Below are 25,451 nucleotides of genomic sequence, written 5' to 3' on the forward strand. Positions count from 1 at the left end.
TCATTTTTTTAATCTGATGTGATGCAATGTATTTCATGGATCGAACGCAGGGAAACCGCTCGCCGGCAAGCGGTCGTCCCGCTCGCTGGAACGCCCAATCACAGCTCTCAGTGCAATGACTCGAAACCGCCGGGCGTTCCTCGCGGCCGCCGGAACCGTGGCAGTCAGCGGTTGCGCAGCGCCCAGAGCTGAGCCGGCCGCATCCGGGGAAGACGACCCTGACCCTCCCGTCGCACCCGATCCACCAGCCGACCGCGATCGCCAGCGAACGACCGTCGGATTCGGCGGCGATACGATGCTCGGGCGGCGACTCAACAGCATTTACGGGGGCCCCGACGGCGATCCAACCGCCGTGTGGGGAGACCTCCGACCGCGCCTCGAATCGCTCGACGCCGTCTGCTGTAACCTCGAGTGCTGTCTGTCGACGCGGGGTGAACCGTTTCCGAATCGAGCGTATCACTTCCGTGGCAATCCAGCGTGGGTTATCCCCGCGCTCCGCGCCGGAAATGTCCGATTCACGGCGCTCGCGAACAACCACGCGATGGACTACGGGGCGGTGTCGCTGACCGATACGATCGACGTACTCGAGGAAGCCGGTATCGAATCCGCGGGGACCGGCGCGACGCCGGACGCGACCATCGAGCCGGCGACTTTTTCCGCTGGCGACGTCTCGGTCGCTTGCGTCTCGTTCTCGGACCAGGGCAGCACGTACGCCGTGACCGATAACCGGCCCGGCATAGCCTACGTGGAAACCGACCCGGAGAACGCCGAAACTCAGCGAATCGTCGGAGAGGCGCTCGAGCGCGCGCGAGCGCACGATCCGGATCTGCTCGTCGCGTCGATCCACTGGGGGCGAAACTGGGTCGAGCAGCCAGGCGACCGGCTCGTTGCGTTCGGCCACTGGCTCGTCGATCAGGGCGTCGATCTGGTTCACGGCCACAGCGCTCACGTCGTCCAGGCCGTCGAACAGTACGGCGACGGCGTTATTCTGCACGATACGGGCGACCTCGTCGACGATTTCGGCGTGAAAGGTGGTGTGAGAAACGATCGAAGCTACCTCTTCGAAGTCACGCTCGAGGACGGACGGGTCGAGCAAATACGGCTCGTTCCGATCGAAATCTACGACGGCGTCACGCGCGCCAGCGAGGATGCGGCGGCGTGGCTCCGGGAAACGCTTCGTGCCCGCTCGAGTTTCTTCGGGACGACGTACGAACGAGATGGAGATTGCCTTCTGGTGTCGCTGTGATCGCCCCGCAGACGGCCAACGCGGTTCGACGTCTCGACCGTCGAACCCGACGAACGCGACTGCGGCGGCGAACGAGAGTGACTATGCCGACGACTCGTCGACTCGCTCGAGCAGTCGAACGGCGAGAATGGCTGGCAGGGCGAATCCGCCGGCGTTGACGCTCCCGTGCCAGCGGAGCATCTCCGGGATAGTGACGACCGAGGGCGTTCCGGGAAGCGACGAGACGGCGAATGCGAGCGCTAGCGCCATCGTCCAGAGTATCGACAGCGAAGCGACCGTCAGCAACAGTCCCGGCAGCCGCGGGACCGCCGGAACGACAGCCCAAACGAGAAGCACCGCGAAGCCAGCAACCGCGGTCGCAAAGCATACCACGGCGAGCAATTCGATCAGCGGGGAGAACGTGATCCCGACGGCGATCATGGCGATGCCGACGATGATCACGAGCGTCGACGCGGTCGCCACCCGTCCCGCGGCCGTCGGTGCAAACCCGCCGACGTCGCCGGTCAAACGCCGTCCGACCCGGCCGACGACGAGCGGCAGGACGAACCCGGCGTAGTGGAAGTGGACCGCCGTCAGGAGGACGATGATCGGTGCGAAGCGCAGCGCGATACCGGCAACGTGCAGGAAAAGCGCGGCGGCGGCGACGGGAACGTAGAGGAGCGCAACGTCGATCGCGAGGGCGGGCAGCGGTCCGATGCCTCGAGACAGGAGCCGTCGAAGCCCGAACAGGGCTATGATGCCGGTGACGCCAAGCCATGGGACGACGAGCGCCATCGCGGTGAGGGTGCCCTGGGGCGCGGCAAGTGCCCCCACGACGGCGAGTGCAGCCGGCGGCTGCCCGAGGATGACGACCGAGTAGTGACGCGTGAACACGTTCGTGTCGCGAGCAGACACCGCAATCCCGATACCGAGGGGCACGAGGACGAGCGCCGCGAGAGCGACGTACAGTTCGACGGTCGACAGGTCGAACGCACCGCCGACCCCGGCGGCGAGGACGAACCAGAGAACCGCGCCGAGTGCCGCGCTCAAATCTGTCATGCGGCGGCCGGCGAGTCGCAGCCGCGTTCCACTCGCCGGGCGAGTACGCGGCCTGTGCGTCGGCTCGAGGTCGGTCACGCGTTCTCACCCGGCAGGTCGATGCCGCCGAGAGCAGAGCGAGTCGCCGCATCGGGATCGGTGGGCCGGAAGTCACTCTCGAACGTCCCGGTGTACCCAAACACCGTTCCGACGAGCGGATTCGTACTCTCCGCCGCAACGCGGAACCGGTCCGCATCATCGTCGTACCAGTCGCGAAGGTGGCCGTCGACCGACAGCGGGTTGGGGAGGGCGACGTAGGTTCCCCGGGCTCGAAGCCACTGCGTGCCGATCGACAGCGCGAGGGACTCGTTGTCGGCTCGGACGCGTACGTCGGCGGCGACGTGTCCGCGACGGCCGAACAGATCGGTGAGACACCCTCGTTCGGGATTCCACCGCAGCGTGTCGACGAATGCTCGCGGCGGCGAGGTCTCGAAGCGACGGTGGAGGAACAGCGCCTCATTTCCCGCGTCGTCGACGAACGCCTCCGTCGTGATCGTAAACGGAACGTCGCTGCCGCCCTCTGGGAAGAGGAAGTCGTCGAGCGTCCCGAGCCGACGGATCGGCACCGCGAGCGGATTCCGGTCCAGTTCGGTCATCCGGCCGACGCCGACGACGATACGGTCCTCGTCGGCCTCGAGGCCGTAGCGCTCCCGAACACGGGGATGGAGGGTCTCCCAGTCGTCGCCGACCTCGCGCTCGAAGAGCCCGGTCACGACCGTCCCTCCGTGACTGCATCGAATCCGCCGGGTCCGCACGCGATCGATGTCATCTATCGATCACCCCGAGCGGTTTCGATCCACGCGGACAGCGTCCGAAGCGACGCCGGGTCGACGCCGAACGCGTCGAGGGCGTCGTCGGTCGTCGTGTTGTCGAGGTGCAGCGCGCGATACTGGTCGCGGCCGAACGGGATCTGCGGGAGCGGATCGACGACGCGTGCGACGATCCCTGCGAGAAGCAGCGGAATCGGCACGACGATCCCTCCGCCGCGGATCGTCGTCACCGTCTCCGCCAGCGTGAGACGCTCGGGACCGCCGATCTCGTAGCATCGCTCCGCGTGGCGGTCCGTCTCGAGGCCGTCGGCGATCATCGGCGTGAGGTCTTCCACCCAGATCGGCTGCAGATGCATCCGACCGCCACCCGGCAGCGGCGTCACCAGCGGCGGACTCATCCGCTCGACGAACGGCGTGAACGCACAGCCGTCGCCGAAGACGACCGACGGGCGGTAGATCACCCACTCGAGGCTCGAGCGACGGACGACGCGTTCGGCCCGCCGCTTGGCCCGGAAGTACGCCGTTTGTACGCCGTCGTCGACGCCGAGCCCGCTCAGCTGGACGAATCGCTCGACGCCGGTTTCCTCGCTCGCCGAGACGAGGTGGCGCGTGCCGTCGTAGTGGACCGACTCGTGGCTCCGGTCGCGGGACTCGACGTGCGACGGGAGCGCCACGAGGTTGACGACAGCGTCGTGGCCGGCCACCGCCGCCGTGAGATCGGACTCGGTCACGTCCAGTACCGTCGTCGCGACTCCGTCCGGCAACTCGCTCGCGTCGGGCGACCGCGAGGCGGCCGTCACCTCGTGTCCGCGATCGGCCAGCACGCGACACAGGGATCGGCCGAGACAGCCCGTCCCGCCCGCGACCAGGACGTTCATACTGATGCGTTCGGCCACGGAATCCTAAGCGTTCCGCCGCGGTGACATATTACAGCCTGATTCGAGCCGACGTATCGCAGTTTGGCCAAGGTGGCGACGCAGCAGCGCACCCGACCGCACCGATACGTATCGGAACCACCCTGGTACCCCGCGTGTCACGCCGAGGAGTTCAGATGCCATCCGATGTGGCCGCGTTCGGCCCATCTCGAACCGTAGCGACCAGTTCCAAGCGACTGGCGAGCCGGAGCCGTGTTGTTGTTCGGTTGACGAGGACTCAGACCAGTAAGCCACTCACCTATCTGCCGGCTTATTCTCACCCAGAAAACTCTCGAAATATTGAATACTAAACCACCTTTTCTTCCGGTTGTGGCGAACGATAATTCCCACAGGCTATCACGTCGAAACGTAATCAGATCAACAGCGGGTCTCTCCAGTCTCGGTATCACCTCTCTCCTGGCCTCTGGTACGGGAGCAGCGCAGTCTGGTACTCGACGAGGAAAGTACGGGTATGGGATCGACGACAGCGGGTATCTCGTCTACTATGGCGACGATGACGACTCGATGATCGCCTCGACCGAGGCGATGAACGAGGCGAAGGACGAGGGGAAACTGGATTTCTCCATGCAGAACGGTGCGGTCACGATCGACTCAAAGATCGAATCGCAGACGCAACCCAATACTAACGGGGTAAGAACAGCTAGATACCGCGCACCGCCATCCGAAACCTGCAACGGGAAAACCGAATATGGTGTATTTCACACGCCTTCTGGTATCCGGCATAAACTATGGATCAATCACTGCGACTGTCGCGACCTCGTAGACTTGCTGTCTATCGGCATAGAGCTAGCTGCGTTCAGCGCAGCGGTCAACGGTCTCTACGGTAATATTCCGGCTGTCGTTGTCAGTGCTGCCGCAGGATTCCTAATGCGGATCGGGAAGTCCCTAATCAACAATAATGACGAAGGGCATGGTATCGTGCTCGCCGTTACGACGTATCGTCTGACCGGTGGTGTTACAGCCGGAGGTTTAGAACCTCAGCACTGATATCGCTGATCCACCTCACCCTAAAATACTTATACCTATACGAATTTGAAATAACCAATGGTTCCCGAAACAGGATATACGAAGTACCCGAAAATGTCCGTGTTCATGCTCGTATTTGCAATCTTCCTCATGGGCTCGTCTATCTATGTCGAAGGGATAGACGGAGTGCTGAGAGTAGATGACTTTTGGGAAACAGCGATATTCTTTACGGGAGGTGCGATCGGGCTGATTTCGCTGTCTGCGCTGGCATGGGTCGCTGTGCGGTAGGGAGGATAAGATTCCGTATAGAGACGGACAGTTTATTCAGATCTCATTTTCCGAGAATAGCGGGGGAATAGCCAGCCGTAGGTAGGGCCAGAATTTCAGAGGCGGAGGTCCAGAACCCCAGAGTTGAGATAGTCGAACCACCTCTCCGAAAAATACTTACACAAATTAGTAGTTGAAATAACCAATGGCCTATCAAACAGGGTTTACGAAAAAACCGGAACTGTCCGTGTTCATGCTGGTGTACGCAATCGTCATCATTGGACTGGAGATTTACTTTTCAGGTCTTGATGCGATCTTAAATGTCGAGGATATATGGGTTACGGGCATATTCGCGGCTATGGTTGTGCAGGTGATCGTAGCACTGTCCGCTCTAGCATGGGTCGCTATGCGGTAGGGGGGTCAGATTCCGTATAGAGACGGACAGTTTATTCGGGTCTCATTTTCCGAGAATAGCGGGGGAGTAGCCAGTCGTAGGTAGGGCCAGAATTTCAGAGGCGGCGGTCTAGAACCACAGCACTAACACCACCAAACCGCCTCGCCCTAAAATACTTACACCTATACACAGTTGAAATAACCAATGGAATTTGAAACAGGATTCACGAAATACCCGAAAATGTCCGTTTTCATGCTCGTATTTGCGATTTTCCTCATGGCCTCGTCGATCTATTTTGAAGGGATAGACGGGATACTGAGAGTAGATAACTTTTGGGAAACGGCGATATTCTTTTCGGCAGGTGCGATGGGACTGATTTCGCTGTCTGCGCTGGTATGGGTCGTTTTCCTGAAAGAGAGTTAGATTCCGTATAGCGACATCGGTTCATTCGGGCCTCCTTTTTTCGAGAATAGGGGAGTAGTAGCTACCCGTGGGGATATCGCTCTGGATATGGTCTGAATTCAGGGAACTACGAGTCAAGATAACTGACCATATCGAGAAATAGGCCAGTGTCACAGTGGTACATCGAAGCATGATTGGCCGGACCCAGAATCAAAGAAATAAGGGACGCCGCCTTCGACCCACCAGAGGTCCCGATCGTGGTTCTCCTTCAACCACTCTCGGGCCTCGTCGATGGACGTGAGGCGAACGTTGTCTCGGGCTCCCCCTCCGTAATACTCGAGGGGGAGTTCGGGTCCTTGCCGAGTTCTCGGATGATGTCTTCGACTCGGCCCTGATCCGATGACTTGAACCCGCTGTTCTTCAACTTATCGACGGTCCACTTCTTGGACCCAACGACTTCGTCACGGATCAGTGTCTCCACCACATCCGCTTCGAGTTCGTAGTCGGTTTTCTTCGCCATCGGTATATCGTGATTATAGTGCCATGTACTTACATCTGTTGTTTGTGAGCAACATCAACGTAGTCTGGCGACAACAAATTATAAGTGCTGTACTAACATTGTTGCTAGTAGGATGTCGAAAACCGAATCCGACCGATCGAATGGCGGTGGGAAAATCATCTACGACGTGCTAGGCGACCACCCAAGAACCCGGATAGTGTTCACGCTGATAGCCCAGTCCCGACGTGGCGACACCCACGACCTGAATATCTCCGACCTCGCTCGCATGGCCGGAGTGGAACGATCAACCGTCTACGACCACATAGACCAGTTGCTTGAGACAGGGGTCGTTGAGGAATCACGGACGATCGGCAACTCGAAAATGTACCAGATAAACCGGGACAGCGAGGCAGCCAAAGGACTAGCAAAGTTTGACGACGCAAGGCTGATGGAGGAGTGAAGGTCAGCGTTGCCACTACGCGGCCCTCGAGCGTTGTACCAACCCGCTACGCAGAACTTCCACGGAGCGGGTAACAGGCCTCAAAAACAGACTTTGGATATAATTGAGAATTCAACTAGCAATACATTTCCGCAGATTTTGATAGCTCTAACTGACGCATCGGAGAAACACTGAATGGTGGTGCAGCGGTGACCGCTTCGCCGGCGAGGGGCGCTGAATCCGAGACGACCGATCGCGAACCCAACGGCCGGCGTCCATCCGGAAATTTATCCCGGATGGCGACCCATCATCGACCGATGAATCGATGACAGGGCCGGTTCCCGAACTCGAGGATCGCGCGATAGCGTGTGCCAAGCGGTTGTGTGCGGCCGATCGCGTGCTGCTCGCCTCCCACATCGACGCGGACGGGCTGACGAGCGCCGCGATCGCCGCGCAGGCGCTCGAGCGGGCGGGGATCCCGTTCGAGACGGTCTTCGAGAAGCAACTCGACGAAGACGCGATCAGCGCGATCGCGGACACCGACTACGACACCGTCCTGTTCACCGACTTCGGGAGCGGCCAGCTCGACGTGATCGGCGAATACGAGGACGCAGGCGATCTAACCCCGGTCATCGCGGACCACCACCAGCCCGCCGACCGGGAGACAGACTACCACCTCAACCCGCTCCTGTTCGGTATCAACGGCGCTTCGGAACTGTCGGGCGCCGGTGCGAGTTACGTCCTCGCACGGGCGCTCGCGGACGTGTGCAGTGGTTCCCGGGCCGCTGCAGCCGACGGCGGTGAACGAGTCGACGAATCGCGGTCCTCGTCGGAACACCGTTCCGACGGCGGAGCCGTCGCCGAATCGACGGGGCCCACAGCCCGCGCCGACAACCGCGATCTGGCCGCTCTCGCAGTGGTCGGCGCCGTCGGCGACATGCAGGCCGCCGGCGGCGAACTCCACGGCGCAAACGCGGAGATCGTCGCAGAGGGCGTCGAGGCCGGCGTCATCGAGACCGGCAAGGACCTCGCGCTCTACGGGAAACAGACCCGGCCGCTCCCGAAACTGCTCGAGTACGCCACCGACGTCCACATCCCCGGCATCTCGAACGATGCGAACGGCGCGCTGCGCTTCCTGGACGAACTCGATCTCGAGTTGAAACGCGACGGCGAATGGCGGCGCTGGGCCGGCCTCACGAGCGAGGAAAAACAGACCGTCGCCAGCGCGCTCGTTCGACGGGCCGTCTCGCGGGGCGTCCCCGCGACGAAGATCGATGGGCTCGTAAGCACTGCCTACGTCCTGAGCGAGGAATCCGTCGGAACGGAACTGCGGGACGCGAGCGAGTTTTCGACCCTGCTCAACGCGACTGCCCGGTACGAGCGCGCCGACGTCGGTCTCAGCGTCTGTCTCGGCGATCGAGGCGGCGCGCTCGAGCGCGCACGCCAGCTCCTGCGCGAGCACCGGCGAAACCTCTCGAACGGGATCGATCTCGTCACCCGCGAGGGGGTCACACAGGAAGACCACGTGCAGTGGTTCCACGCCGGCGATCGCATTCGCGAGACGATCGTCGGCATCGTCGCGGGGATGGCGATGGGCAACGCGGGGATCAGCCGCTCGAAGCCGATCGTCGCGTTCGCGGACAAGAACGACGAGGAAGTGAAGGTCTCTGCCAGAGGAACTCACTCCCTCGTTCGCAAGGGGCTCGACCTCTCGATCGTGATGGGAGATGCGTCCCGCGCCATCGGTGGCGACGGCGGCGGTCACGACGTCGCCGCGGGCGCGACGGTCCCGAAAGGAAACGAAGAAGCGTTCGTCGAACGTGCCGACGAGATCGTCGGCGAACAACTCTCCTGACGCGACGGAAAAACACCCGTCGCAGTTCGTTCTGGCCGCCGAATCACGGTCGACGAGCCCAAGGCGGGTGCGCCTACGTTCAGGTCGATCTGTCCATCGACGCCGGCACCGTCGGCAGCAACGGCGCGCGAGAGGTGAACATGTAGGCCGTCTTGCGCACCGCGCCTTTTCCGTACTGGACGGCGCTCTTGCGGATCGGCGTGCGCTTGCCGTGGATCTGGGTTCGACCCTCGAGGATCGCGTCGACGAGATCGTCACCGTCGATATCGGCTTTCGTGGGAGTCGCTGCGTCGGGCGTCACGAGAACCTCTGTATACGCTTTCCCGACGTTTGGAAGGTAGTGTGCATCGCTGGCCCCGATCTGTGGATAGTTTCGACGTCGTGCGAACGTTCGCGCACGTCGGTTCCGGTAGCCGGTAAACAGCATCGAATTGTAGGTCTCGATCGCGTCGGCGTCGTCGATCCACCGCTTTCTGACGCCGTGGCGGCTGCGCTGGAACGGGTGCGGTACGATCGCGACGCCGCCCAATTCGCGAACGATCTCGACGGTATCCATGAACGGCTGGCCGGGATCGGGGCGGTTCTCGACGCCAATCGCCAGTAAATGGCCGTGCTGGGTTGAAACTTCGACGCCGGGAATCCCGATCAGTCCGTACTGCGGCGCGAGGTTCGCCGCCCGGCGCGATTCATCGATTTCGTCGTGGTCCGTGATGACCACCCCGTCGAGGCCGATATCGGCGGCGTGCTCGAGAATGAGTTCGATCGGTTCGTGTCCGTCGTAGGAGTCGTCGGAGTGGACGTGGAAGTCGATCGCAAACGGAATCTGCGTGGTCATTGGGGGATATCAGGTGTCGGATGCAGCGGGAGTCGCTACCACCAATAATTCGTTGGTCCGCATAAACGCTATGCTGCTGATCGGTAGTCGCGTTGTGCCAGAATTCAATATATCGATATGCGATTTATGCCGGCCAAGGGCACCAGTTGCAGGAAGCGGCGACGCGCGGTTCGAGACGCACATTGGACGCGGATAAGCGTAGTTTACCGACTCGCCCGGTGGGAAGTCGGGCCGGCTCAGATATCGACCGCGGGTAGCAGTCTGTTACCTGGTCGTTCGACGCGATAACTGTCTCTCTCGAGCGAAGCAGGGCTGCTCGGGTCCCGTAGAAACTATCACCGCTGTAGCGACCGGTCACCCTCGTAGCGTCCGACAGCGATCCGTTCGGTCGCGTGTGATGCGGCTGTTCGTTGGTGCCCGCGTCGCGGTCACCGACTTCCACAGGCCGTCACCTCGGCGATTGTACCCGTCCCGTCGGAATGAGATCAGAAAGAGGGACGCTGTCGACCACCTCCTCAACCTTGAGCGGACCGTCGGCTGCCGAGACGGTGTCGTGAATTCGCTGCATACACTCGAGCAGGCCGTCGATCGCAGCCTGGCGCGTCGAGACGCGCCCGATCGACTGAGAGATCGTCCGATCCGTCATGAAATACCGGTATTGGAGTTCCCAGCACCGACAGAGTCCGAGTCCCGGGTGGGAGCGATCGGCGAGGGTGCAATCTGCGATCAGCTCTATCGACGGCCGATTGTGCCGGTAGACGAACCGATCGTCTTGACATTCGACGGGGCCCCATCTCGGCGGTAACGCTTCTCGAGGGATAGGGTCCTGATCAACAGTCATGTACAGCGATATCGCCTAGAATGGGAGTGATCGTTCCGCCTGCATACGCCAAGTCCTATATACGGAACCCGTACCGTTTCAGTCCGCTTGCATACGGACACGCGGTGCATCGGCGCCCGAGTCACGGAATCCGACCCGAGTCAGACGGCCGAAACGCCGCTCAAATCGGACGAAATGCCCTTGAGCGGGGACGATCGTCCGACTTTTGTCTCCGCTCGTACTGAAAGAGGATATGGCCGATTTCGATCCCGAACAATTCGAGGACAAATACGCGAACTACTTTCCCGAACTCCAGCAGGCGTACAAGAACGCATTCAACCGAATGAACGACCGGTTCGACTCCCAGCTCGTTCACGCGATCGACCAGCAGGTGTTGAACGAAAGCGAGCCTTTCTACGAAGGCGACGGTGAGTTTCGCGTCGAACTCCCGGACGATCCGTACGAGCGCATCTCAGGTGTCCTCGTCGACGAAGATCGGTTCGAAGAGGTCCTCGAAATCCACGTCGAGGAGATAGAGACCGAACTCCAGCGCGTCTTTGGATTCGCCTGATCTGTGGCGACAGGCGTCGCCGACGACGATAGCCGAACATGGAGGACGGAAGGTTTAGGGGGGCTGATACCCAACGTCATTCTATGAGTACTGAGACCCAAAACGACGGGGACGATCTCGAGGAGCGCGTGACGAACTTCCTTCGCCGTAACTTCCCGCAAATTCAGATGCACGGCGGTAGCGCGGCGATTCAGGACATCGATCGCGAATCGGGCGAAGTAAGCATCGCCCTCGGCGGTGCCTGCAGCGGCTGTGGCATTTCCCCGATGACGATTCAGGCAATCAAGAGCCGAATGGTCAAGGAAATCCCCGAAATCGAGAAAGTTAACGCCTCCACCGGCATGGACAGCGACGACGACATGGGCGGCATGAGCCCCTCGTTCCCCGGCGAGACCGTCGACGACGGCGAAACCGACGAAGGACCGGAAGCTCCGTTCTAACCAGGCGTTCGTCCCGCTCGAGTCCGAACCGACGTTTTTGCACGTTCTCTTTCGATTCCCTCCGGACAGCGATCACTCCGTTCGCAGTGGCTCGACCGTCAGCGCAGGTCGCGGCCGCGTTCCCACGTCTCGACCAGCGTCGCGAGCGTGCGGTTCGTCGGCACCTCGAGGGAATGATCGGCCGCACGGTCGACGACGTAGCCGTTGATGGCATCGATTTCGGTACGTCGGCCGGCCAGAACGTCCTGGGACATCGATGACGTATTCGCCGCCGTCGCTTCGGCGACGGCCTCCATTTCGGCCAGCGCCTCTCGATTCGAGAGGGAAACGTCGCAGGCGCGAGCGATGCGGGCGGTTTCCCGGGTCGCGGCGCGTGCGAGGTCGTTCGCCGGTTCCGCGAGGATTGCTCCGTTTTCGGTCGCGGTCAGCGCTGTCACAGGATTGATCCCCGCGTTGACCGCGAGTTTCGCCCACAGACGTCGGGGCATGTCGTCCGCGACAGTCGTTTCGAGGCCCGAGACCGCGAACGCGTCGCCCACCCGCGCCGCGAGCGCCGACTGTCCGCCCGCTCGGTCGCCCAGAACGATATCGCCGTGACCCGTGCATTCGACCACGCCCGGCTCGCGGAGGATCGCACCGTAAGTCGCCGTCCCCGCGAGTATCGGGACGTCGAGTCGCGACGCGAGCGTCGCTTCGTTGCCCATCCCGTTTTGCAGGGAAAGGACGGCGTCGACCGAACCCGTCGCAAGTGCGGTGGCAGCCGAGGCGGTATCGAACGATTTGACCGTCACGACGGCGAGGTCCGCCTCGAGTTCCGTTCCGTCCGTCGTCGCGGTCGGGAAGACGCGTGTCGGGCCGTCCTCGTCTACGCCCTCGAGACGGAGGCCCGACTCGCGGACGGCGCGAGCGTGGGGTTTGCGCGCTACAAGGGTAACGTCGTGGTCGCGGGCGAGCACCCCGCCGACGAGACTGCCGAGGCTTCCGGCCCCGAAGACGACGATGTCCATGCGTCGAGGTGAAGCGGGCGAGTACAAACTGTTTTCGTCCACCGACTTCGTTTACGTCATCCGGGTAGTGTCAGTCCTCCGTCCAGTAGTACAGGTCCTCCCGGCCGGCACCGCAGGCGGGGCATTCGTCGGGAATATCGCTATCGAGGCGCCCCATCTCGCCACACTCCCAGCAACGCCACATCAACTCCGCTTCCCCGAACTCGTGCCCGGAACGGACGTGCTCGATGCTCAGTCCCTCGATTCCTTCTCGAAGCGTGACGTAGAGTCCGTCTTCGTCGACGCCGCGGACGCGACCGATTTCCGTGCCATCTTCGGTGTAAACCGTCGTTCCGAACCCCAGTCGTTGCTGTTCCTCGGCCATACGCGACGGTACCACACACGCGAGCATAAACTCTATCGTGCTATACGGAATTTCGGGGACGGTGTCAGCGGTTCCGCCTCGCACAGCGCTTCGGGTCACCGCCTCGCATGCAAACCGGGACTGTCGATATCGAGCGGCCGCTCGACGAAAACTACCGGCAACCCGACGGAGACTCGGGAGGGGCACTTCGGTCGGAATGCTGGTTCTCGATCGCCCGGAGTTCGGCACGCGTATCGATATCCGAGACGACGAGCGCGGGTGCGGAGCTCGAGACGGTCACGACCGACAGGTATCGAGCAGGTCAAATACCGCTCCGGACCCGGCGTGGAGGGCCCTGTCGGCCGCGGCAACGACCGCGTGCGTGTGATAAACTGCAGCCAGCGGGCGCGATCGTCCGTCGATACGCGGGACTGCGCCGTCACCGTCAGCCGCGTCGAACAGCCGGTTCGCGAGACCGGCACGGACGAACGGCATATCACACGCCACGACGAACGTCCAGCGGCCCCGGGCGATGCGACACCCGGTCCGGATTCCCGCGACCGGGCCGCCGTCGGGAACCGGGTCGACCGCCAACCGATGCCGAACAGCCGCGAGCGCCGCTGCGATGTCCTCACATTGCTCCTCGCGGCAATTGACGAGTATCTCGTCGACTGCAGGTGCGACGCATTCGGCAATCCGATGCACGAGAGGGGCGCCGTCGAGTTCCGCGGTCGCCTTGTCGGAGTCGCGAAAGCGAGTCGAGTATCCGCCCGCGAGCACGACCGCGGAGCGCATCAGTCCCCTCCTTCGGCAGGAGCCTCGCCCCGCCTGCCGGTGAGGCCAGCCTCGGTGGCGACGCGTGCGATCTTCGGCTGGAACACCCACGCCGAAAGCGCCACGATCGGGGTCATCGAGACGGCCACGACGGCGTAACCGACGTGGAGAGAGGGCAGATACGGTGCGGCATAGATCAACGGATAGACGATACCGCCGAGGGTGCCGACGCCGCCGACCACACCCGCAACCGCGCCGGAGCTATTGGGGAACATCGCAGGCACCTGGGCGAAGATCGACCCCTCGGCGAGCGCACACGCAGTACCGACGAGGAATCCAGCGCCGACTGCGAGCAGCACTTCGCCGGAGAGCCCCGCAAGGGTCATCCCGAACATCGTCACGACCACGAAACACAACGTGAGAAACGTCCACTGCTCGCGGTAGTGGCCGGTGAAAAACGGCAGGAGGTCTCGTTCGTTCCGCGCCACCCGGTCACTGACGTAGCCTCCGAGGGGCCGAAGCAACCCCGATGCGACCGAGAACGTCGCCGCGAACGTGCTCGCGAGCACGAGGTCGTTCGTGTCGAACCCCTCGCGGTAGTAGGTCGCGAGCCACCCGTTCATCGAAAGCTCGAGCCCGAACGTCATTACGTACGCGAGTGCGAGCACGACCGTGCCGTACCGCGTCGCGGTGTAGATCCAGCCGTCGAAGCTCGTGTTTTCGGCGGTCGCCTGTCGCTTCTCATCCGATCTGGCCGCGTCACCGAGGAGGTAGTACGCGAACGCGAGCAGTATCGAGACGATGCCGGTGTAAAAAAACGCCGCGCGCCAGTTCGTCTCGAACAGTGGGCCGTTCCACCCCTCCGCGAACACGCGGGGGAGGACGAGCGCACCGGCGGCCGCGCCGGCGTTTCCGATTCCAGCGTAGATCCCTTCGGCCGTCCCGAGTTGCTCCCGGGGGAACCACTCCGAGACGTGCTGGATGCCGATGACGAACGTAATGCCGGCGGTCGCGACCACGAGCCGCTCGACGAAAAAGACCGTATACGATCGCGCGAACGCACTCGCTATCGAGAACACGCCCACGTAGGTCAATACGATCCCGAAGACGGCAGGTGCACCGTACCGGTCCGAGAGCCATCCGGTCACGATCCGGCCGAACGGGGCGAGCCAGATGGCCGCACTCGCGAGAATGCCGATGTCCGCAAGCGAGAGGCCGAACTCGTCCGCCATCTGGCCCGTAAACGGCGCGAACGAGAACCAGATCAGAAACGAGAAGTTGAACCCGACGGTGGCGAGCGCGAGCGTGCGGTACTTCGTCATTCTGACCAGGGTCATCGAACAACCCCCTCGTTCTCGGTGAGGTCGGGAGTGTAGACTGGGCGTTGCGTGTGGGTTCTGCTGTCTCTCATAGTTCGGATGATGAGTTCTCGTGCTTCGATTGCGGCTGATCGGCGGGTGCGGTCAACCGGACCGCACACTGCTTGAAGTGCGGTTCCTTCGACTGCGGGTCCCGATCCGACAGCGTCAGTCGGTTGATGGCCGGATGGTGAATCGGCAGCCAGACCAGCCCCGCGGGGACGCCGTCGTCAGGGTCGATACGGGCGGTGACCGAACCGCGACGCGTCTCGATCGCGATTCGGTCGTCCACGACGTGGTCGCGGTGATCGCACACGGTGTCGGGATGGAGGCGGACGACGGGGGCTCGAGTCCCGACGCGCGAGCGGACACCGGTGTTGTACTCGTCGCCAGCACGGGCCGTGGTAAGCGTCAGCGGGTAATCGTCGTCGGTCGGTTCCGGCAACGGGTCCTGGCGACCCGTCGAAAACTGCGCGCGGCCGGACGCAGTCGGGAACGACCACGACTCGTCGTCGTAGTACCGGTACCCGCCCGCGGTCTCGGTGTCGGGGGCGGGCCACCGGACGGCGTGGCTCTCAGCGAGGCGCTCGTAGGTAATGCCCGAGCAGTCCGCGACGGTCCCCGCAGTGAGCGCCGTAAACTCCGCGAACACGGCGGCCGGGTCGGGTGATGCGTCCGGGAAGAGGGATGGAAACAGCCGCGAGCCGATCGTCTGAATGATTTCGAGGTCGGAGCGCACACCACTCGGCGGTTCGGTTGCCGGCCGAATCCGGGATATCATCCGTTCCATGTTCGTGGTCGTCCCCGCGGACTCACCCCAGGTGGCCGCGGGCAACACGACGTCGGCGAGCGCCGTGGTTTCGGTTCGGAAGGCGTCTTGAGCGACCAGGAATGCATCTGCGAGCGTTTCACGCGCTCGGTCAGCGTCGGGCATCCCCGCGGCGGGGTTGGTCGCGACGGTCCAGATTGCCTCGACCGGGTCCGACTCGAGCAATCCGACTGGCCCCGGTCCGGGATCGTCAGGGAGCCGATCGACCGGAACCCCCCAGTGGTCCGCGACGACCCGCCGATGGTCGGGGTCCGCGAAGGGGCGCTGGCCAGGCCACGTACCCTTCGAGGAACAGATCCGGGTTCCCATCGAGTTGGCCTGCCCGGTCAACGAGAACGGACCGGTACCGGGTCGCAGGTTGCCGCTCGCCAGACACAGATCGATGAGCGCGCGAGCGGTTTCCGTCCCCTGGACGTGCTGGTTGACTCCCATTCCCCAGTAGATCAGTGCGTCGAGGTCGAGCGCGGCGGCGAGCAGTTCGATCGACTCCATCCCGACGCCAGCCGCCGTCGCGGCGGCCGCGGGCGATGGGAGGGACGGATACAGCGTCTCGAAGCCGTCCGTGGCCCGATCGACGAACGAGTGGTCGACGCGATTGGTCGCCACTAGATGTGCGAGGACTGCTCGAGCGAGCGCGAGGTCCTTCCCTGGGTCGGGGGCGACGTGGTGGGTAGCGTTCGAGGCCGTTTCGGAGCGAACGGGGTCGACGACGACGATCTCGACCCCGTTCTCGTCGGCCGCCTGCTGTATCCACCGGAACAACACCGGGTGTGCAACAGCCGGATTCGCTCCCCAGATCACGTGGCGGTCTGCGTCGGGAATATCCGCGTACGTACACGGCGGCGCGTCGCTCCCGAACGCCTGATAGTACGCCGTGACCGCACTCGCCATACAGAGGGACGTGTTGGCGTCGTAGTGGCGGGTACCGAACCCGCCGCGGGCGAGTTTCCCGAGCGCGTACGCGGCCTCGTTGGTCTGCTGGCCGCTCCCGAGTATCGCCACGGCGTCGGGGGTCCGGTCGTGGGCGATGCACAGCCCTTGCGTGGCGCGTGCGAGCGCGACATCCCACGTGGTCCGGACCAGTTCGCCGCCGTCGCGGACCAGCGGGCGCGTGAGCCATTCACCGCCGGGATCTTTCGTCTCGCGGAGGCCGCGTGCACACGCCAGTCCCTCGGTGACGGGGTGAGCCGGATCGCCACGCACCGTGTCGACGCCAACGCCGATGTCTGCGCCTCGATGGATGTGACCGCACCCGACGGCACACCGCATGCACGTCGTCGGCACCCAGTTACTCACGTCCCACCACGCCCCGATCGGGGATTCGACTGCCCTCGCTCGTAGTGCGCGTCTGCAACGTCATCCCCTCCCGTTCGATGCGGCGTCACCTCGCTCGGCCGCCCGCGCGACCTCTCGTAACTCGGCTGCGAGCGTCCGCGCCTGCTCGGGCGACAGTGGAACGTAGTCCACGTGGTGTGGGAGGTGCTCGAGACCGCCGGGATCTAATTCCAGACCGAGCGAGACCGTTGTCTCGTCCGCGGGGGAGGTCACGTCGAGCACGGCGATCGCGTCCTCCGCCCAGCTGTCCCCCTCGGACCGGGCGACGAGATGGTCGAACGTGGTGCAAGCCGTCACGTCGAGGTGGCGACCCTGCACGGTCAGTCACCCGTCTCGAGCGGCGTTCCGTCGGCCGCGGTGGGCGCGGGGCTCGATCCGTCGTCGAAGGGGTACCACGACTGCTTCGCGTCGCCGAGACACGGATCGTCGTAGCCCGAGACCTCCTCGGGTTCGGCGAGTTCGACGAGGGTCTCCTGACCGGTGGCGTCGACCCACTGGCGGAAAGTCTGTCCCTCCTCGCGGAGCGCGGCGAACGCCTCGACCAGATTGCGAACGAGTCCGGGCAGTTCGTCGGCGGGTACGCGCTGGCGAACCCACTCGATGAATGAGGGATTTTCGCCCATGCCGCCACCGAGACCGACGTCGACGGCCTCGACCATCTCGCCGTCCTTTCGGGCGCGCATGCCCTGGAGTCCGATGTCGGCGGTCATCGCCTGCCCGCAGTCGGCGGTACACCCAGAATAGTGTATTTTGATCCGCCCGACGTCGTCGGGAAGGTCGACGTTCTCGCCGAGCCACCGGAGCAGCCGTACCGTTCGGGCTTTCGTCTCGGTAAGCGCCAGCGAGCAGAATTCCGTCCCCGTACACCCCATCGTGCCCTGAACGAACGGGTTCGGCTCCGGGCGGTGGGTTTCGAGCAACGGCTCGGCGAGGAGTGCCGCAAGGTCGCCGTCGGAAACGTCCATGAGAAGCGGATTCTGTCGTCGCGTGAGCCGCACCTCGCCCGAACCGTACTCGTCGGCGAGGGTCGCGAGCTCGATCGCCTCCTCGGCGGGGAGTCGCCCCACCGGTACCGCGAGTCCGACGTAGTTCTTGCCGTCTGCCTGATCGTAGACGCCGACGTGGTCGTGTGATCCCCGTTCAGTCGGCCGGCCTGCATTGTACGTGTAGCCGCCGCGGAAGTCAGTGCCGGCGCGCTCGAGTTCGAAGGCGAGGCGGTCGTCGAGCGCGTCACGAATCCCGTCCGTTCCGAGCTCGTCTACAAAAAAGCGCGAGCGGCTTTTCGAACGGTTCTCACGAGGTCCCTCTTCCAGGTAGTAGGTCACGAAGGCCCGCACCGTCTCGGCGGCGTGTTCGGGCCTGACGAAGAGATCGAGCGGCCGGGCTCGGCGGGGCTCGCGGCTGCCGAGTCCACCGCCGACGCGAACGTTGAATCCTCGCACCTCCGTGCCGTCGATGAACTTCCGTGCGGGTTCGAGTCCGATGTCGTTGATGGCGTCCTGGGCGCACCCCTGGCGACACCCCGAAACGGAAATATTGAATTTCCGCGGCATATTGGCCAGGTCGTCGTCGCCGCGGATATCTGCCTGAATATCGTCGAGGATGGTGCGCGTTTCGACGTACTCGTCGGCCTTGCCCGCGACCGGACAAGCCGATATGTTGCGCATCGTGTCCCCGCCGGCCGACCGGGACGAAACCCCGACGGCTTCGAGTCGTTCCCAGATTTCGGGGACGTCCTCGAGTTTGAGCCAGTGGAGTTGAACGGACTGGCGGGTCGTGAGGTCGAGCCATGCGTCTCCGAATTCGGGGTTTTCGACCGGGCCGGTCGCGTAGTCGCGCGCGATTTCGCCGATCGCGCGCAGTTGACCGGGCTCTAAGACCCCTCCGCAGTTAGCCAATCGCAGCATAAAATACGATTCTTGGCCGTCGCGGTGGTGAAAGAGTCCCCAGAACTTGAACCGAGAGAACCACTTCTCGCGCTCGTCTTCGGGAATCGAGTCCCAGCCGCGTCGTGCGAACTCGAGGACCTTCTCGCGAACCTCGTTGCCGTACAGTTTCGCTTTCCACTCCTCTTTCTCGGAACTCATACGTCGTCACCTGCTATACACCATTCGTCCACATTGTTGTTCGAAGAGTTCAACATCATACTTCAACGCCTGCTTAAGTGCACAATACATAGATTCATAAACGTAATTGTTTATATATGTCCAGGAAATAACCTAGCAATCAAGTTTGCGGCAAATATACTACCGTGATTATCGTGTTTAAGGACATAAAACGACGAAAATTCCGGTCGTTATCGACAGTAAGCGGTGGACCCTCCGATCTGCACGGAGGTTGATCGGGTAGTAACCGTCGCGAGTCGATCCGACTACCGATTGAAAAAGCGATTCGGAAGCGAGTGGTCGGCGGCTGCAGTCACTCGACCGGCGGACCGACGATCAGTCCTCGGTCCAGTACATCAGGTTCTCCTTCGATCGCCCGCAGTTCGGACAATCGTCCGGAAGCCCGCCGTCGATCTCTCCCATTTCGCCACACTCCATACATCGCCACATTAACTCGGCCTCGCCGAATTCGTGCCCCGATCGAGCGTGTTCGACGCTCATCCCCTCGACGCCGTCGCGCGTCGTCACGAAGAACCCAGCCCGATCGAATCCACGGACCTGCCCGAGTTCATTACCGTCATCGTCGTAGACGACCTGGCCTGACTCTACGTCCAGAGCCTCCTCGACGGCTTCCTGTTCGCCCTCTCTGGCAGGTGTTTCTCCCATGCGCGAAGACCACGCCGGCGACGCCGATAAAGACCACGCGCGCATTGTTCAAACGATTCGCACGGACGGTTCGACCGGTCGACCTGCGGGCACAACGTCGGTCCGAGAGCGACGACTCCATTAGGAACGATCGTCGTTACGATCGTTAACTGTACTCACGGTAATAGAAAACAATATACATCCCCCGAATAGAGAGACGTAGCATGGTAGTTTGTCTCACCACACCTCTGTATGTCGGTGTCTCCTCCATTTCGGTCGTCGTACGGGAGCGGCTTTCGGCAGAACGGGAACCGGTCGATATCACAGGTCAGACCGACGGGAAGACTGAACGGCGTTCCGGACCGAAATCGCCATCGCTTCCGACGGAAGCCACCCCTGATTCCAAACCGGTAGCTCATACGTTGCGAGGCCATTGCAACGGGGACGTGATTCGATCATGAGCGGGACCGGCGTCGCCACCATCGATGAGTGTCGAATCGCCTATCGGCGGGCGGGGACGAGCGGCCCGCCCGTCGTCCTCTGTCACGGTGCCGGTATCGACGATGCGACCGTTTCGTGGCGGCACACGATCGACGCCCTCGCGGACGACTACCGCGTTTACGGGATCGATTGGCCAGAATATGGAAACAGTACCGGAAACGTAACGCACACGATCGAGACGTACGTCGACGTCCTCGACGGATTCCTCGAGACGCTTCCAGACGAGCGCGTCTCGCTCGCCGGCATTTCGATGGGGGGCGGCGTCGCGCTCGGGTACGCACTGGCTAATCCCGACCGCGTCGAACAGCTAGCACTCGTCGATAGCTACGGACTCGGAGAACGGCTGCCAAGCGCCCTCCCGTGGAAGATGGTGGCCCAGTTCCCCGGGATGACCGAATTCGGGAAAATAGCCGCCAGCACTTCCCCCTCGAGCGTTCGCATGGTCCTCGATAATCTCGTCGCGGACGCCGACGCGTTGCCCGAACCCTTCATCGAGGACGTCAGGAAGAAGTTGATGGAACCGGGTTCGATACGGGCGTTCAAGGAATTCCAGGAAAACGAACTCTCCTTTAGCGGCCGCGTCGCGACGAACTTCGCCCCCCGTCTCGAGTCGGTATCGGTACCGACGCTCCTCGTCCACGGGAAGCAAGATCCCCTCGTCCCCGTCGAGTGGTCGGTGAGAGCGGCGGACCGCATCCCGGACGCCGAACTCGCGCTGATCGACGACTGCGGCCATTGGACGCCTCGAGAGCGACCCGACCAATTAAACGAACGGCTCCAGGACTGGCTACCGGACGATCGCGGTGTGGCGAAACCGCAGTACACCAAGGCGGAGATGCCCGGCGTTACTCGAGTCGGGAGCGATTAGACGAGTTCGCAGCGAGTCACGCAATAACGGCGGTATCGGTTGCGTTTCGTGGGTCTCCCGTTTGCCGAGGTCTGTGTACCGGCGTCACGGCGACTCTCGAGCGTTCCCTCGGAAACCAGGTTCGCAACGCCGTGGGTTCTCGGATCTATCGGTCTGGCGATCATCGCAATCGTCGGGACGAGCGCTCTGTTCTCGCTGCCACTTGTTGGACGGTTCGCCGGATTCGTGGGATTCGCCGTCCTCTTTCTCGCGTCCACCGTCGTCTTTCTCCCGCTGTACTACGTCCCCTTGCGGTCGGTGACTACTCCGTCGGCCGCGCTCCCGAAAGCCCTCGTGACCGCGTTCGGCTGGCCACTCGTCCATACCGGCCCACTACTACACTACTACACCGCCAACGCCAGCCGGTACGCGATCTACGGTGTGCTCAGCGGGTTCAGCATCATCCTCACGAGCCTCTATTTGGCCGCCGTCCTACTCATGGTCGGAATCGCCGTCAACGCGACGCTCGAGGACGAAAGACGGGTTACAAATCTCCGCGCAGACTGAGTTTCACCGAGGGCGATTGCGAGCACAACGGACGTGTCCGCGTCGAGCCCCAGCGGATCGAACGACCCGTTTTATCGAATCCGTCACTCGCTTAACGACAGTGGGGTCACCGATCGGAATCGGTCGTCGCGGGAAGGGTAAAGGAAAACGTCGATCCCTTTCCGGGTTCGGAGTCGACCCAGATCTCTCCGTCGTGGCGCTCGACGATCCGCTTGCAGAGCGCGAGTCCGATGCCGGTGCCGCTGTACTCGTCGCGGTTGTGTAGTCGATCGAAGACCGTGAATACGCGATCCTGGTTGTCGGGATCGATCCCGATTCCCTCGTCTGCGACCGAGATCAGCCACTTCCCGTTTCGGCGTTCGGCACTGACGTGGACGCGTGGTGGCTCGTCACCGCTGTAGGTGATCGCGTTCGACAGCAGGTTCTGAAACACCTGGCGGAGCTGGCCGGGATCGCCCTCGACGTGAGGGAGGTCCTCGGTGGTGATCTCGGCGCCGCTCTCCTCGATCTGTAGCTGCAGGTCCGCGAGCACGTCCTCGAGGACGGCGTTTAGATCCAGCGTTTCGAACGGTTCGCCCCGCGTCTCGACCCGGGAGTACTCGAGGAGGGCGTCGATCATCTCGCGCATCCGCTCGGCGCCGTCGACCGCGAATTCGAGGAACTCTTCTCCGTCGTCGTCGAGGGCATCGCCGTAGCGGCCTTCGATGAGCGAGAGATAGCTCGTGACCATCCGCAGCGGTTCCTGCAGGTCGTGGGAGGCCGCGTAGGCGAACTGTTCCAACCGCTCGTTGGACTCCTCCAGTTTGCGCTCGTACTCCCGCCGTTCGGTGACGTCTTGGACGACGAGCATCCCCGCGTACACCTCGTCGTCGGCGTCCCTGACGGGCAGGGTCTGATTGTACAGGTGCCGGCCGGAGTACTCGGCCTCGAAGGTGTTCGTCTCCCCCTCTAGCGCGGCGTGGAAGTACGGTTCAACCTCCTCGATGATGTCGTCCGGATAGAGCTCGCGGATGCTGTGGCCGATCCGGTCCTCGGGATCGACGCCTTGCGCTTGCATGAGTTGACCGCCCACGGCCGTGTAGCACAGGTCCTCGTCGAACAATCCTACCGCTCCGTTGGGGAAATCCTCCGCGAGCGTCCGGTAGCGCCGTTCGGACTCCTCGAGGGCGCGCTCGCGCTCCTTGCGCTCGGTGACGTCCTCGGCGATACCGATGACGCGCTCTCTCCCCTCTTCTCGAACGTAACCGGCCCGGACGTCGAGCCATCGGACCTCACCGTCGGGCCGAACGATGCGATACTCCTCGTCGAACCCCTCGTCCGGCACGGCGGCGTACGATCGCTCGACGCGTTCGCGGTCGTCGGGGTGGACCGCCTTGAGGAACGTGGTGGGATCGTCGTACACCGACTCCCTGTCGCGGTCCCAGATCGCTTCGTAGGCGGGATTGATGTGCAGGATCTCCCGCGTTTCGGGGTCGGAGATCCAGACCATCTCGTCGAGGTTCTCTGCGAGCATCCGGAACTTCGCCTCGCTCTCTTCCAGGGCCCGCTCGCGCTCCTTTCGCTCGGTGATGTCTCGGCCGATGCCTGCCAGCACCGAGTCCCCGTCCGGGTCCTCGAGCGCCGACGCGACGAACTCGTAGGGGACGCGCTCGCCGTCCCGGCTGATCAGGCCCGCCTCGACCTGTGCGCTCCCGGTGTCGAACGCCTCGGCGATGGCGTCTTCGACCGCCTCGCGGTCCTCCTCCGCGATTGCGTTCAGGGCCGGCAACGACGTGATCTCGTCGTCCGAGAAGCCGGTCACCTCGTCGACGCTCTCGTTCCACCGCTGAATGGTCCCCTCCGCATCGATCACGTAGAACATGTCGTCGATCGCGTCCAGGATCCGGTCGGTGTACTCCCGGTACCGCTCTAGGTCGCGCTCGTACCGACGGCGCTCGGTGTCGTCCTGGACGACGAGCATGCCCGCGTCGACCTCGCCGGCGGTGTTCTCGATCGGGAGGGCGTTCGCGTGCAGGTACCGGCCGCGGTACTCGATCTCGAAGGAGTTGGCGTCGCCCTCGAGCGCTGCGTCGAAGTACGGTTCGATCTCGTCGAGGAGGTCGTCGGGGTGGAGCTCGCGGATGCTGCGCCCGATCCGATCCGCCGGATCCACGTCGAGTGCGTTCAGGAGTTGCCCGCCGACGGCGGTGTATCTCAGGTCCTCGTCGAACAGCCCCACCGATCCGTCGGGGAAGTTCTCGACCAGCGTCCGGTAGCGGCGCTCACTCTCCGCGAGTTTGTGCTGGGTTTCGACGTGCTCGGTAATGTCCTGCGACATCCCGAGCGCGGCGAAGACGTCTCCGTCCTTGTCCCGGACCGGCACGACCTGAAGCTGGTAGACGCGACCATCGGCTTCGAGCTCGAACGCGCTGGAATCCCCCTCGAATGCAGCCTCGTAGCACGGGACGAGTCCGTCGGCCAGTTCCGTCGGCAGGATCTCTCGGACCGGCTGTCCCTCTACCTCCTCGGCCGTGGCGCCCACCGCGTCGGGAGGGGTACCGCCGACGGTCCGATAGCGGAGGTCCTCGTCGACGAGCGCCACCGCCCCGTTGGGGAAGTGCTCGACCAGGGCCCGGTAGCGCTGCTCGGACTCCTCGAGGGCGCGTTCGCGCTCCTTGCGCTCGGTGACGTCGCGGTCCGAGACGATGATCGACACGACCTCGCCGTCGTCGGTGACCGGGCGAAAGTAGCCGCTGAGGACGTATCGCCGTCCGTCGGGGCGGGTGAGGTCGGCCTCGAAGTCGACGTACTCGCCGGCCGCCGCCCGCTCGACCCACTCCCGGACATCGTCCTGAACCCCATCATCGCCCCACCAGGGCGTCTCCCAGAACGGATCGCCGGTCACGTCCTCGAGATCGGCGTCGACGTACTCCATCGCCGTCTCGTTGATGTCGACGACTGTTCCGTCGGGCTCGAGCAGGCCGATCAGGATGTTCGGATCCTCGAAAATGGCCTGGTATCGGCGTTCCTTCCGCCGCAGGTCCCGCTCGCGCTCCGTGCGTTCGATGGCCGCCGTCACGACCGCCGCGACGTGCTGGACGAACGCCGTATCGTGCTCGGTAAACTCCCGCTTATCGGACGTGTACGCCCCCAGCACGCCCCACGGGTCGTCGCTCGGGCCGAGAGCGACGCTGATGCCGCTGGTGACGTCGTGCTCGGTGAGCAACGCGGAACCGGAGAGCCGGTCGTCGTGGTGCAAATCACCGAGGACGACCGGCTCCTCGGTGCGGAGCGTATCTCCCATCTGCGATCCGCGGCTCGTGGATACCATCGCGCCGTCGGTGACCGTTTCCCAGCCGATACCCCGGCGCAGAACGCCGTCGTCCTGGCACGGTACCTGCTCGACGACAGCGCAGTACTCGGTGCCGACTGTCTCCGCAACCGCACCTATCGCATCGCGGAAGACCTGGTCGAGGTCGCCCGTCGTCACCGCCTGCCGACTGAGATCGGTGATGAGTTCCTGACGGGCGATAGAACCCTCCAAATCCGCATCTGTGTGCGAAGACGTACCCATTCTACCTAGGTAGAGTGAAGAAGTGGGTAAAAGGTCTCGGTCCGGTTCCTGGCGGAAGCTCCGACACCGAT

The 25,451-nt window shown here is 63.2% G+C and carries 26 protein-coding genes; 11 read left to right on the top strand and 15 right to left on the bottom strand.

Features of this window, described 5'->3' with window-relative positions; all coding sequences use genetic code 11:
* Nucleotides 1-115 precede the first annotated feature (115 nt).
* Nucleotides 116-1,246 (top strand): CapA family protein, encoded by a 1,131-nt coding sequence (locus tag HYG82_RS33745; RefSeq protein ID WP_179261467.1) that lies wholly within the window; start codon nt 116-118, stop codon nt 1,244-1,246.
* A gap of 81 nt (nt 1,247-1,327) precedes the next feature.
* Here HYG82_RS33745 and HYG82_RS33750 read toward each other — a convergent pair whose 3' ends face one another.
* The 3 genes from HYG82_RS33750 to HYG82_RS33760 all read right to left on the bottom strand — a co-directional run bounded on the left by HYG82_RS33750 (nt 1,328) and on the right by HYG82_RS33760 (nt 3,971).
* A complete protein-coding gene (locus HYG82_RS33750; protein ID WP_235217687.1) occupies nt 1,328-2,284 on the bottom strand; it encodes a YndJ family transporter in 957 nt (318 codons plus the stop codon).
* Nucleotides 2,285-2,358: 74 nt separating this feature from the next.
* Nucleotides 2,359-3,036, bottom strand: a complete 678-nt coding sequence (locus HYG82_RS33755; protein WP_179261471.1) for a DUF4166 domain-containing protein — start codon at nt 3,034-3,036, stop codon at nt 2,359-2,361.
* Between the two features lie 56 nt (nt 3,037-3,092).
* Nucleotides 3,093-3,971, bottom strand: coding sequence for a complex I NDUFA9 subunit family protein (locus HYG82_RS33760; protein WP_179261473.1), 879 nt, complete (start codon nt 3,969-3,971; stop codon nt 3,093-3,095).
* Nucleotides 3,972-4,337: 366 nt separating this feature from the next.
* Here HYG82_RS33760 and HYG82_RS33765 point away from each other — a divergent pair, with 366 nt between their 5' ends.
* The 4 genes from HYG82_RS33765 to HYG82_RS33780 all read left to right on the top strand — a co-directional run bounded on the left by HYG82_RS33765 (nt 4,338) and on the right by HYG82_RS33780 (nt 6,078).
* Nucleotides 4,338-5,015, top strand: a complete 678-nt coding sequence (locus tag HYG82_RS33765) for a hypothetical protein (protein WP_179261475.1) — start codon at nt 4,338-4,340, stop codon at nt 5,013-5,015.
* A gap of 57 nt (nt 5,016-5,072) precedes the next feature.
* On the top strand, nt 5,073-5,282 hold the full coding sequence (locus HYG82_RS33770; RefSeq protein WP_179261477.1) for a hypothetical protein: 210 nt from the start codon (nt 5,073-5,075) through the stop codon (nt 5,280-5,282).
* 184 nt (nt 5,283-5,466) lie between these two features.
* Nucleotides 5,467-5,676, top strand: coding sequence for a hypothetical protein (locus tag HYG82_RS33775; protein WP_179261479.1), 210 nt, complete (start codon nt 5,467-5,469; stop codon nt 5,674-5,676).
* A gap of 183 nt (nt 5,677-5,859) precedes the next feature.
* A complete protein-coding gene (locus HYG82_RS33780; protein ID WP_179261481.1) occupies nt 5,860-6,078 on the top strand; it encodes a hypothetical protein in 219 nt (72 codons plus the stop codon).
* A gap of 247 nt (nt 6,079-6,325) precedes the next feature.
* On the opposite strand, the gene HYG82_RS33785 is transcribed toward HYG82_RS33780, so the two are convergent.
* Complete coding sequence (locus HYG82_RS33785; RefSeq protein WP_179261483.1) at nt 6,326-6,577, bottom strand: hypothetical protein; 252 nt, start codon at nt 6,575-6,577, stop codon at nt 6,326-6,328.
* 112 nt (nt 6,578-6,689) lie between these two features.
* On the opposite strand from HYG82_RS33785, the gene HYG82_RS33790 reads away from it, so the two are divergent.
* Together HYG82_RS33790 and recJ are read left to right on the top strand one after the other, a co-directional pair.
* Nucleotides 6,690-7,016, top strand: a complete 327-nt coding sequence (locus HYG82_RS33790) for a winged helix-turn-helix domain-containing protein (protein ID WP_179261485.1) — start codon at nt 6,690-6,692, stop codon at nt 7,014-7,016.
* A 304-nt stretch (nt 7,017-7,320) separates the two neighbouring features.
* Nucleotides 7,321-8,850, top strand: coding sequence for a RecJ family nuclease (gene recJ / locus HYG82_RS33795; RefSeq protein WP_179261487.1), 1,530 nt, complete (start codon nt 7,321-7,323; stop codon nt 8,848-8,850).
* Between the two features lie 79 nt (nt 8,851-8,929).
* Here recJ and HYG82_RS33800 read toward each other — a convergent pair whose 3' ends face one another.
* A complete protein-coding gene (locus tag HYG82_RS33800) occupies nt 8,930-9,685 on the bottom strand; it encodes a PHP-associated domain-containing protein (RefSeq protein ID WP_179261489.1) in 756 nt (251 codons plus the stop codon).
* 448 nt (nt 9,686-10,133) lie between these two features.
* A complete protein-coding gene (locus HYG82_RS33805) occupies nt 10,134-10,526 on the bottom strand; it encodes a hypothetical protein (RefSeq protein ID WP_179261490.1) in 393 nt (130 codons plus the stop codon).
* A gap of 232 nt (nt 10,527-10,758) precedes the next feature.
* On the opposite strand from HYG82_RS33805, the gene HYG82_RS33810 reads away from it, so the two are divergent.
* Nucleotides 10,759-11,076 carry a DUF5783 family protein gene (locus tag HYG82_RS33810; protein WP_179261492.1) on the top strand — a complete coding sequence of 106 codons (318 nt, stop codon included), beginning with the start codon at nt 10,759-10,761 and terminating at the stop codon, nt 11,074-11,076.
* 83 nt (nt 11,077-11,159) lie between these two features.
* Nucleotides 11,160-11,516: a NifU family protein gene (locus HYG82_RS33815; protein ID WP_179261494.1), complete on the top strand. Its 357-nt coding sequence runs from the start codon at nt 11,160-11,162 to the stop codon at nt 11,514-11,516.
* 98 nt (nt 11,517-11,614) lie between these two features.
* Here the strand turns inward: HYG82_RS33815 and HYG82_RS33820 are convergent, their stop codons facing one another.
* The 8 genes from HYG82_RS33820 to HYG82_RS33855 all read right to left on the bottom strand — a co-directional run bounded on the left by HYG82_RS33820 (nt 11,615) and on the right by HYG82_RS33855 (nt 19,933).
* On the bottom strand, nt 11,615-12,523 hold the full coding sequence (locus tag HYG82_RS33820) for a ketopantoate reductase family protein (protein ID WP_179261496.1): 909 nt from the start codon (nt 12,521-12,523) through the stop codon (nt 11,615-11,617).
* A gap of 70 nt (nt 12,524-12,593) precedes the next feature.
* Nucleotides 12,594-12,887 carry a DUF7130 family rubredoxin-like protein gene (locus HYG82_RS33825; protein ID WP_179261498.1) on the bottom strand — a complete coding sequence of 98 codons (294 nt, stop codon included), beginning with the start codon at nt 12,885-12,887 and terminating at the stop codon, nt 12,594-12,596.
* Nucleotides 12,888-13,163: 276 nt separating this feature from the next.
* Entirely contained in the window at nt 13,164-13,661 is a 498-nt protein-coding gene (locus HYG82_RS33830) for a molybdenum cofactor guanylyltransferase (protein ID WP_179261500.1), read from the bottom strand.
* Entirely contained in the window at nt 13,661-14,977 is a 1,317-nt protein-coding gene (locus HYG82_RS33835; RefSeq protein ID WP_179261502.1) for an MFS transporter, read from the bottom strand. The genes HYG82_RS33830 and HYG82_RS33835 overlap by 1 nt, the downstream gene beginning before the upstream one ends.
* Before the next feature lie 70 nt (nt 14,978-15,047).
* The gene (gene nasA / locus HYG82_RS33840) at nt 15,048-17,123 is read right to left on the bottom strand and encodes an assimilatory nitrate reductase NasA (protein ID WP_179261504.1); all 2,076 of its coding nucleotides are present in this window, start codon (nt 17,121-17,123) and stop codon (nt 15,048-15,050) included.
* 60 nt (nt 17,124-17,183) lie between these two features.
* Nucleotides 17,184-17,480: a DUF6360 family protein gene (locus HYG82_RS33845; RefSeq protein ID WP_179261506.1), complete on the bottom strand. Its 297-nt coding sequence runs from the start codon at nt 17,478-17,480 to the stop codon at nt 17,184-17,186.
* 2 nt (nt 17,481-17,482) lie between these two features.
* Nucleotides 17,483-19,249 (bottom strand): nitrite/sulfite reductase, encoded by a 1,767-nt coding sequence (locus tag HYG82_RS33850; RefSeq protein WP_179261508.1) that lies wholly within the window; start codon nt 19,247-19,249, stop codon nt 17,483-17,485.
* Between the two features lie 354 nt (nt 19,250-19,603).
* Complete coding sequence (locus tag HYG82_RS33855; RefSeq protein WP_179261510.1) at nt 19,604-19,933, bottom strand: DUF7130 family rubredoxin-like protein; 330 nt, start codon at nt 19,931-19,933, stop codon at nt 19,604-19,606.
* A gap of 436 nt (nt 19,934-20,369) precedes the next feature.
* Between HYG82_RS33855 and HYG82_RS33860 the strand changes: the two genes are divergently transcribed.
* Together HYG82_RS33860 and HYG82_RS33865 are read left to right on the top strand one after the other, a co-directional pair.
* Nucleotides 20,370-21,281, top strand: coding sequence for an alpha/beta fold hydrolase (locus tag HYG82_RS33860; RefSeq protein ID WP_179261512.1), 912 nt, complete (start codon nt 20,370-20,372; stop codon nt 21,279-21,281).
* Between the two features lie 48 nt (nt 21,282-21,329).
* The gene (locus HYG82_RS33865) at nt 21,330-21,827 is read left to right on the top strand and encodes a YhjD/YihY/BrkB family envelope integrity protein (RefSeq protein ID WP_179261514.1); all 498 of its coding nucleotides are present in this window, start codon (nt 21,330-21,332) and stop codon (nt 21,825-21,827) included.
* Nucleotides 21,828-21,933: 106 nt separating this feature from the next.
* On the opposite strand, the gene HYG82_RS33870 is transcribed toward HYG82_RS33865, so the two are convergent.
* On the bottom strand, nt 21,934-25,380 hold the full coding sequence (locus HYG82_RS33870; RefSeq protein ID WP_179261516.1) for a PAS domain S-box protein: 3,447 nt from the start codon (nt 25,378-25,380) through the stop codon (nt 21,934-21,936).
* Between the last annotated feature and the right edge of the window lie 71 nt (nt 25,381-25,451).

It is taken from the genome of Natrinema halophilum (assembly GCF_013402815.2).
Classification (GTDB): Archaea; Halobacteriota; Halobacteria; order Halobacteriales; family Natrialbaceae; genus Natrinema; species Natrinema halophilum.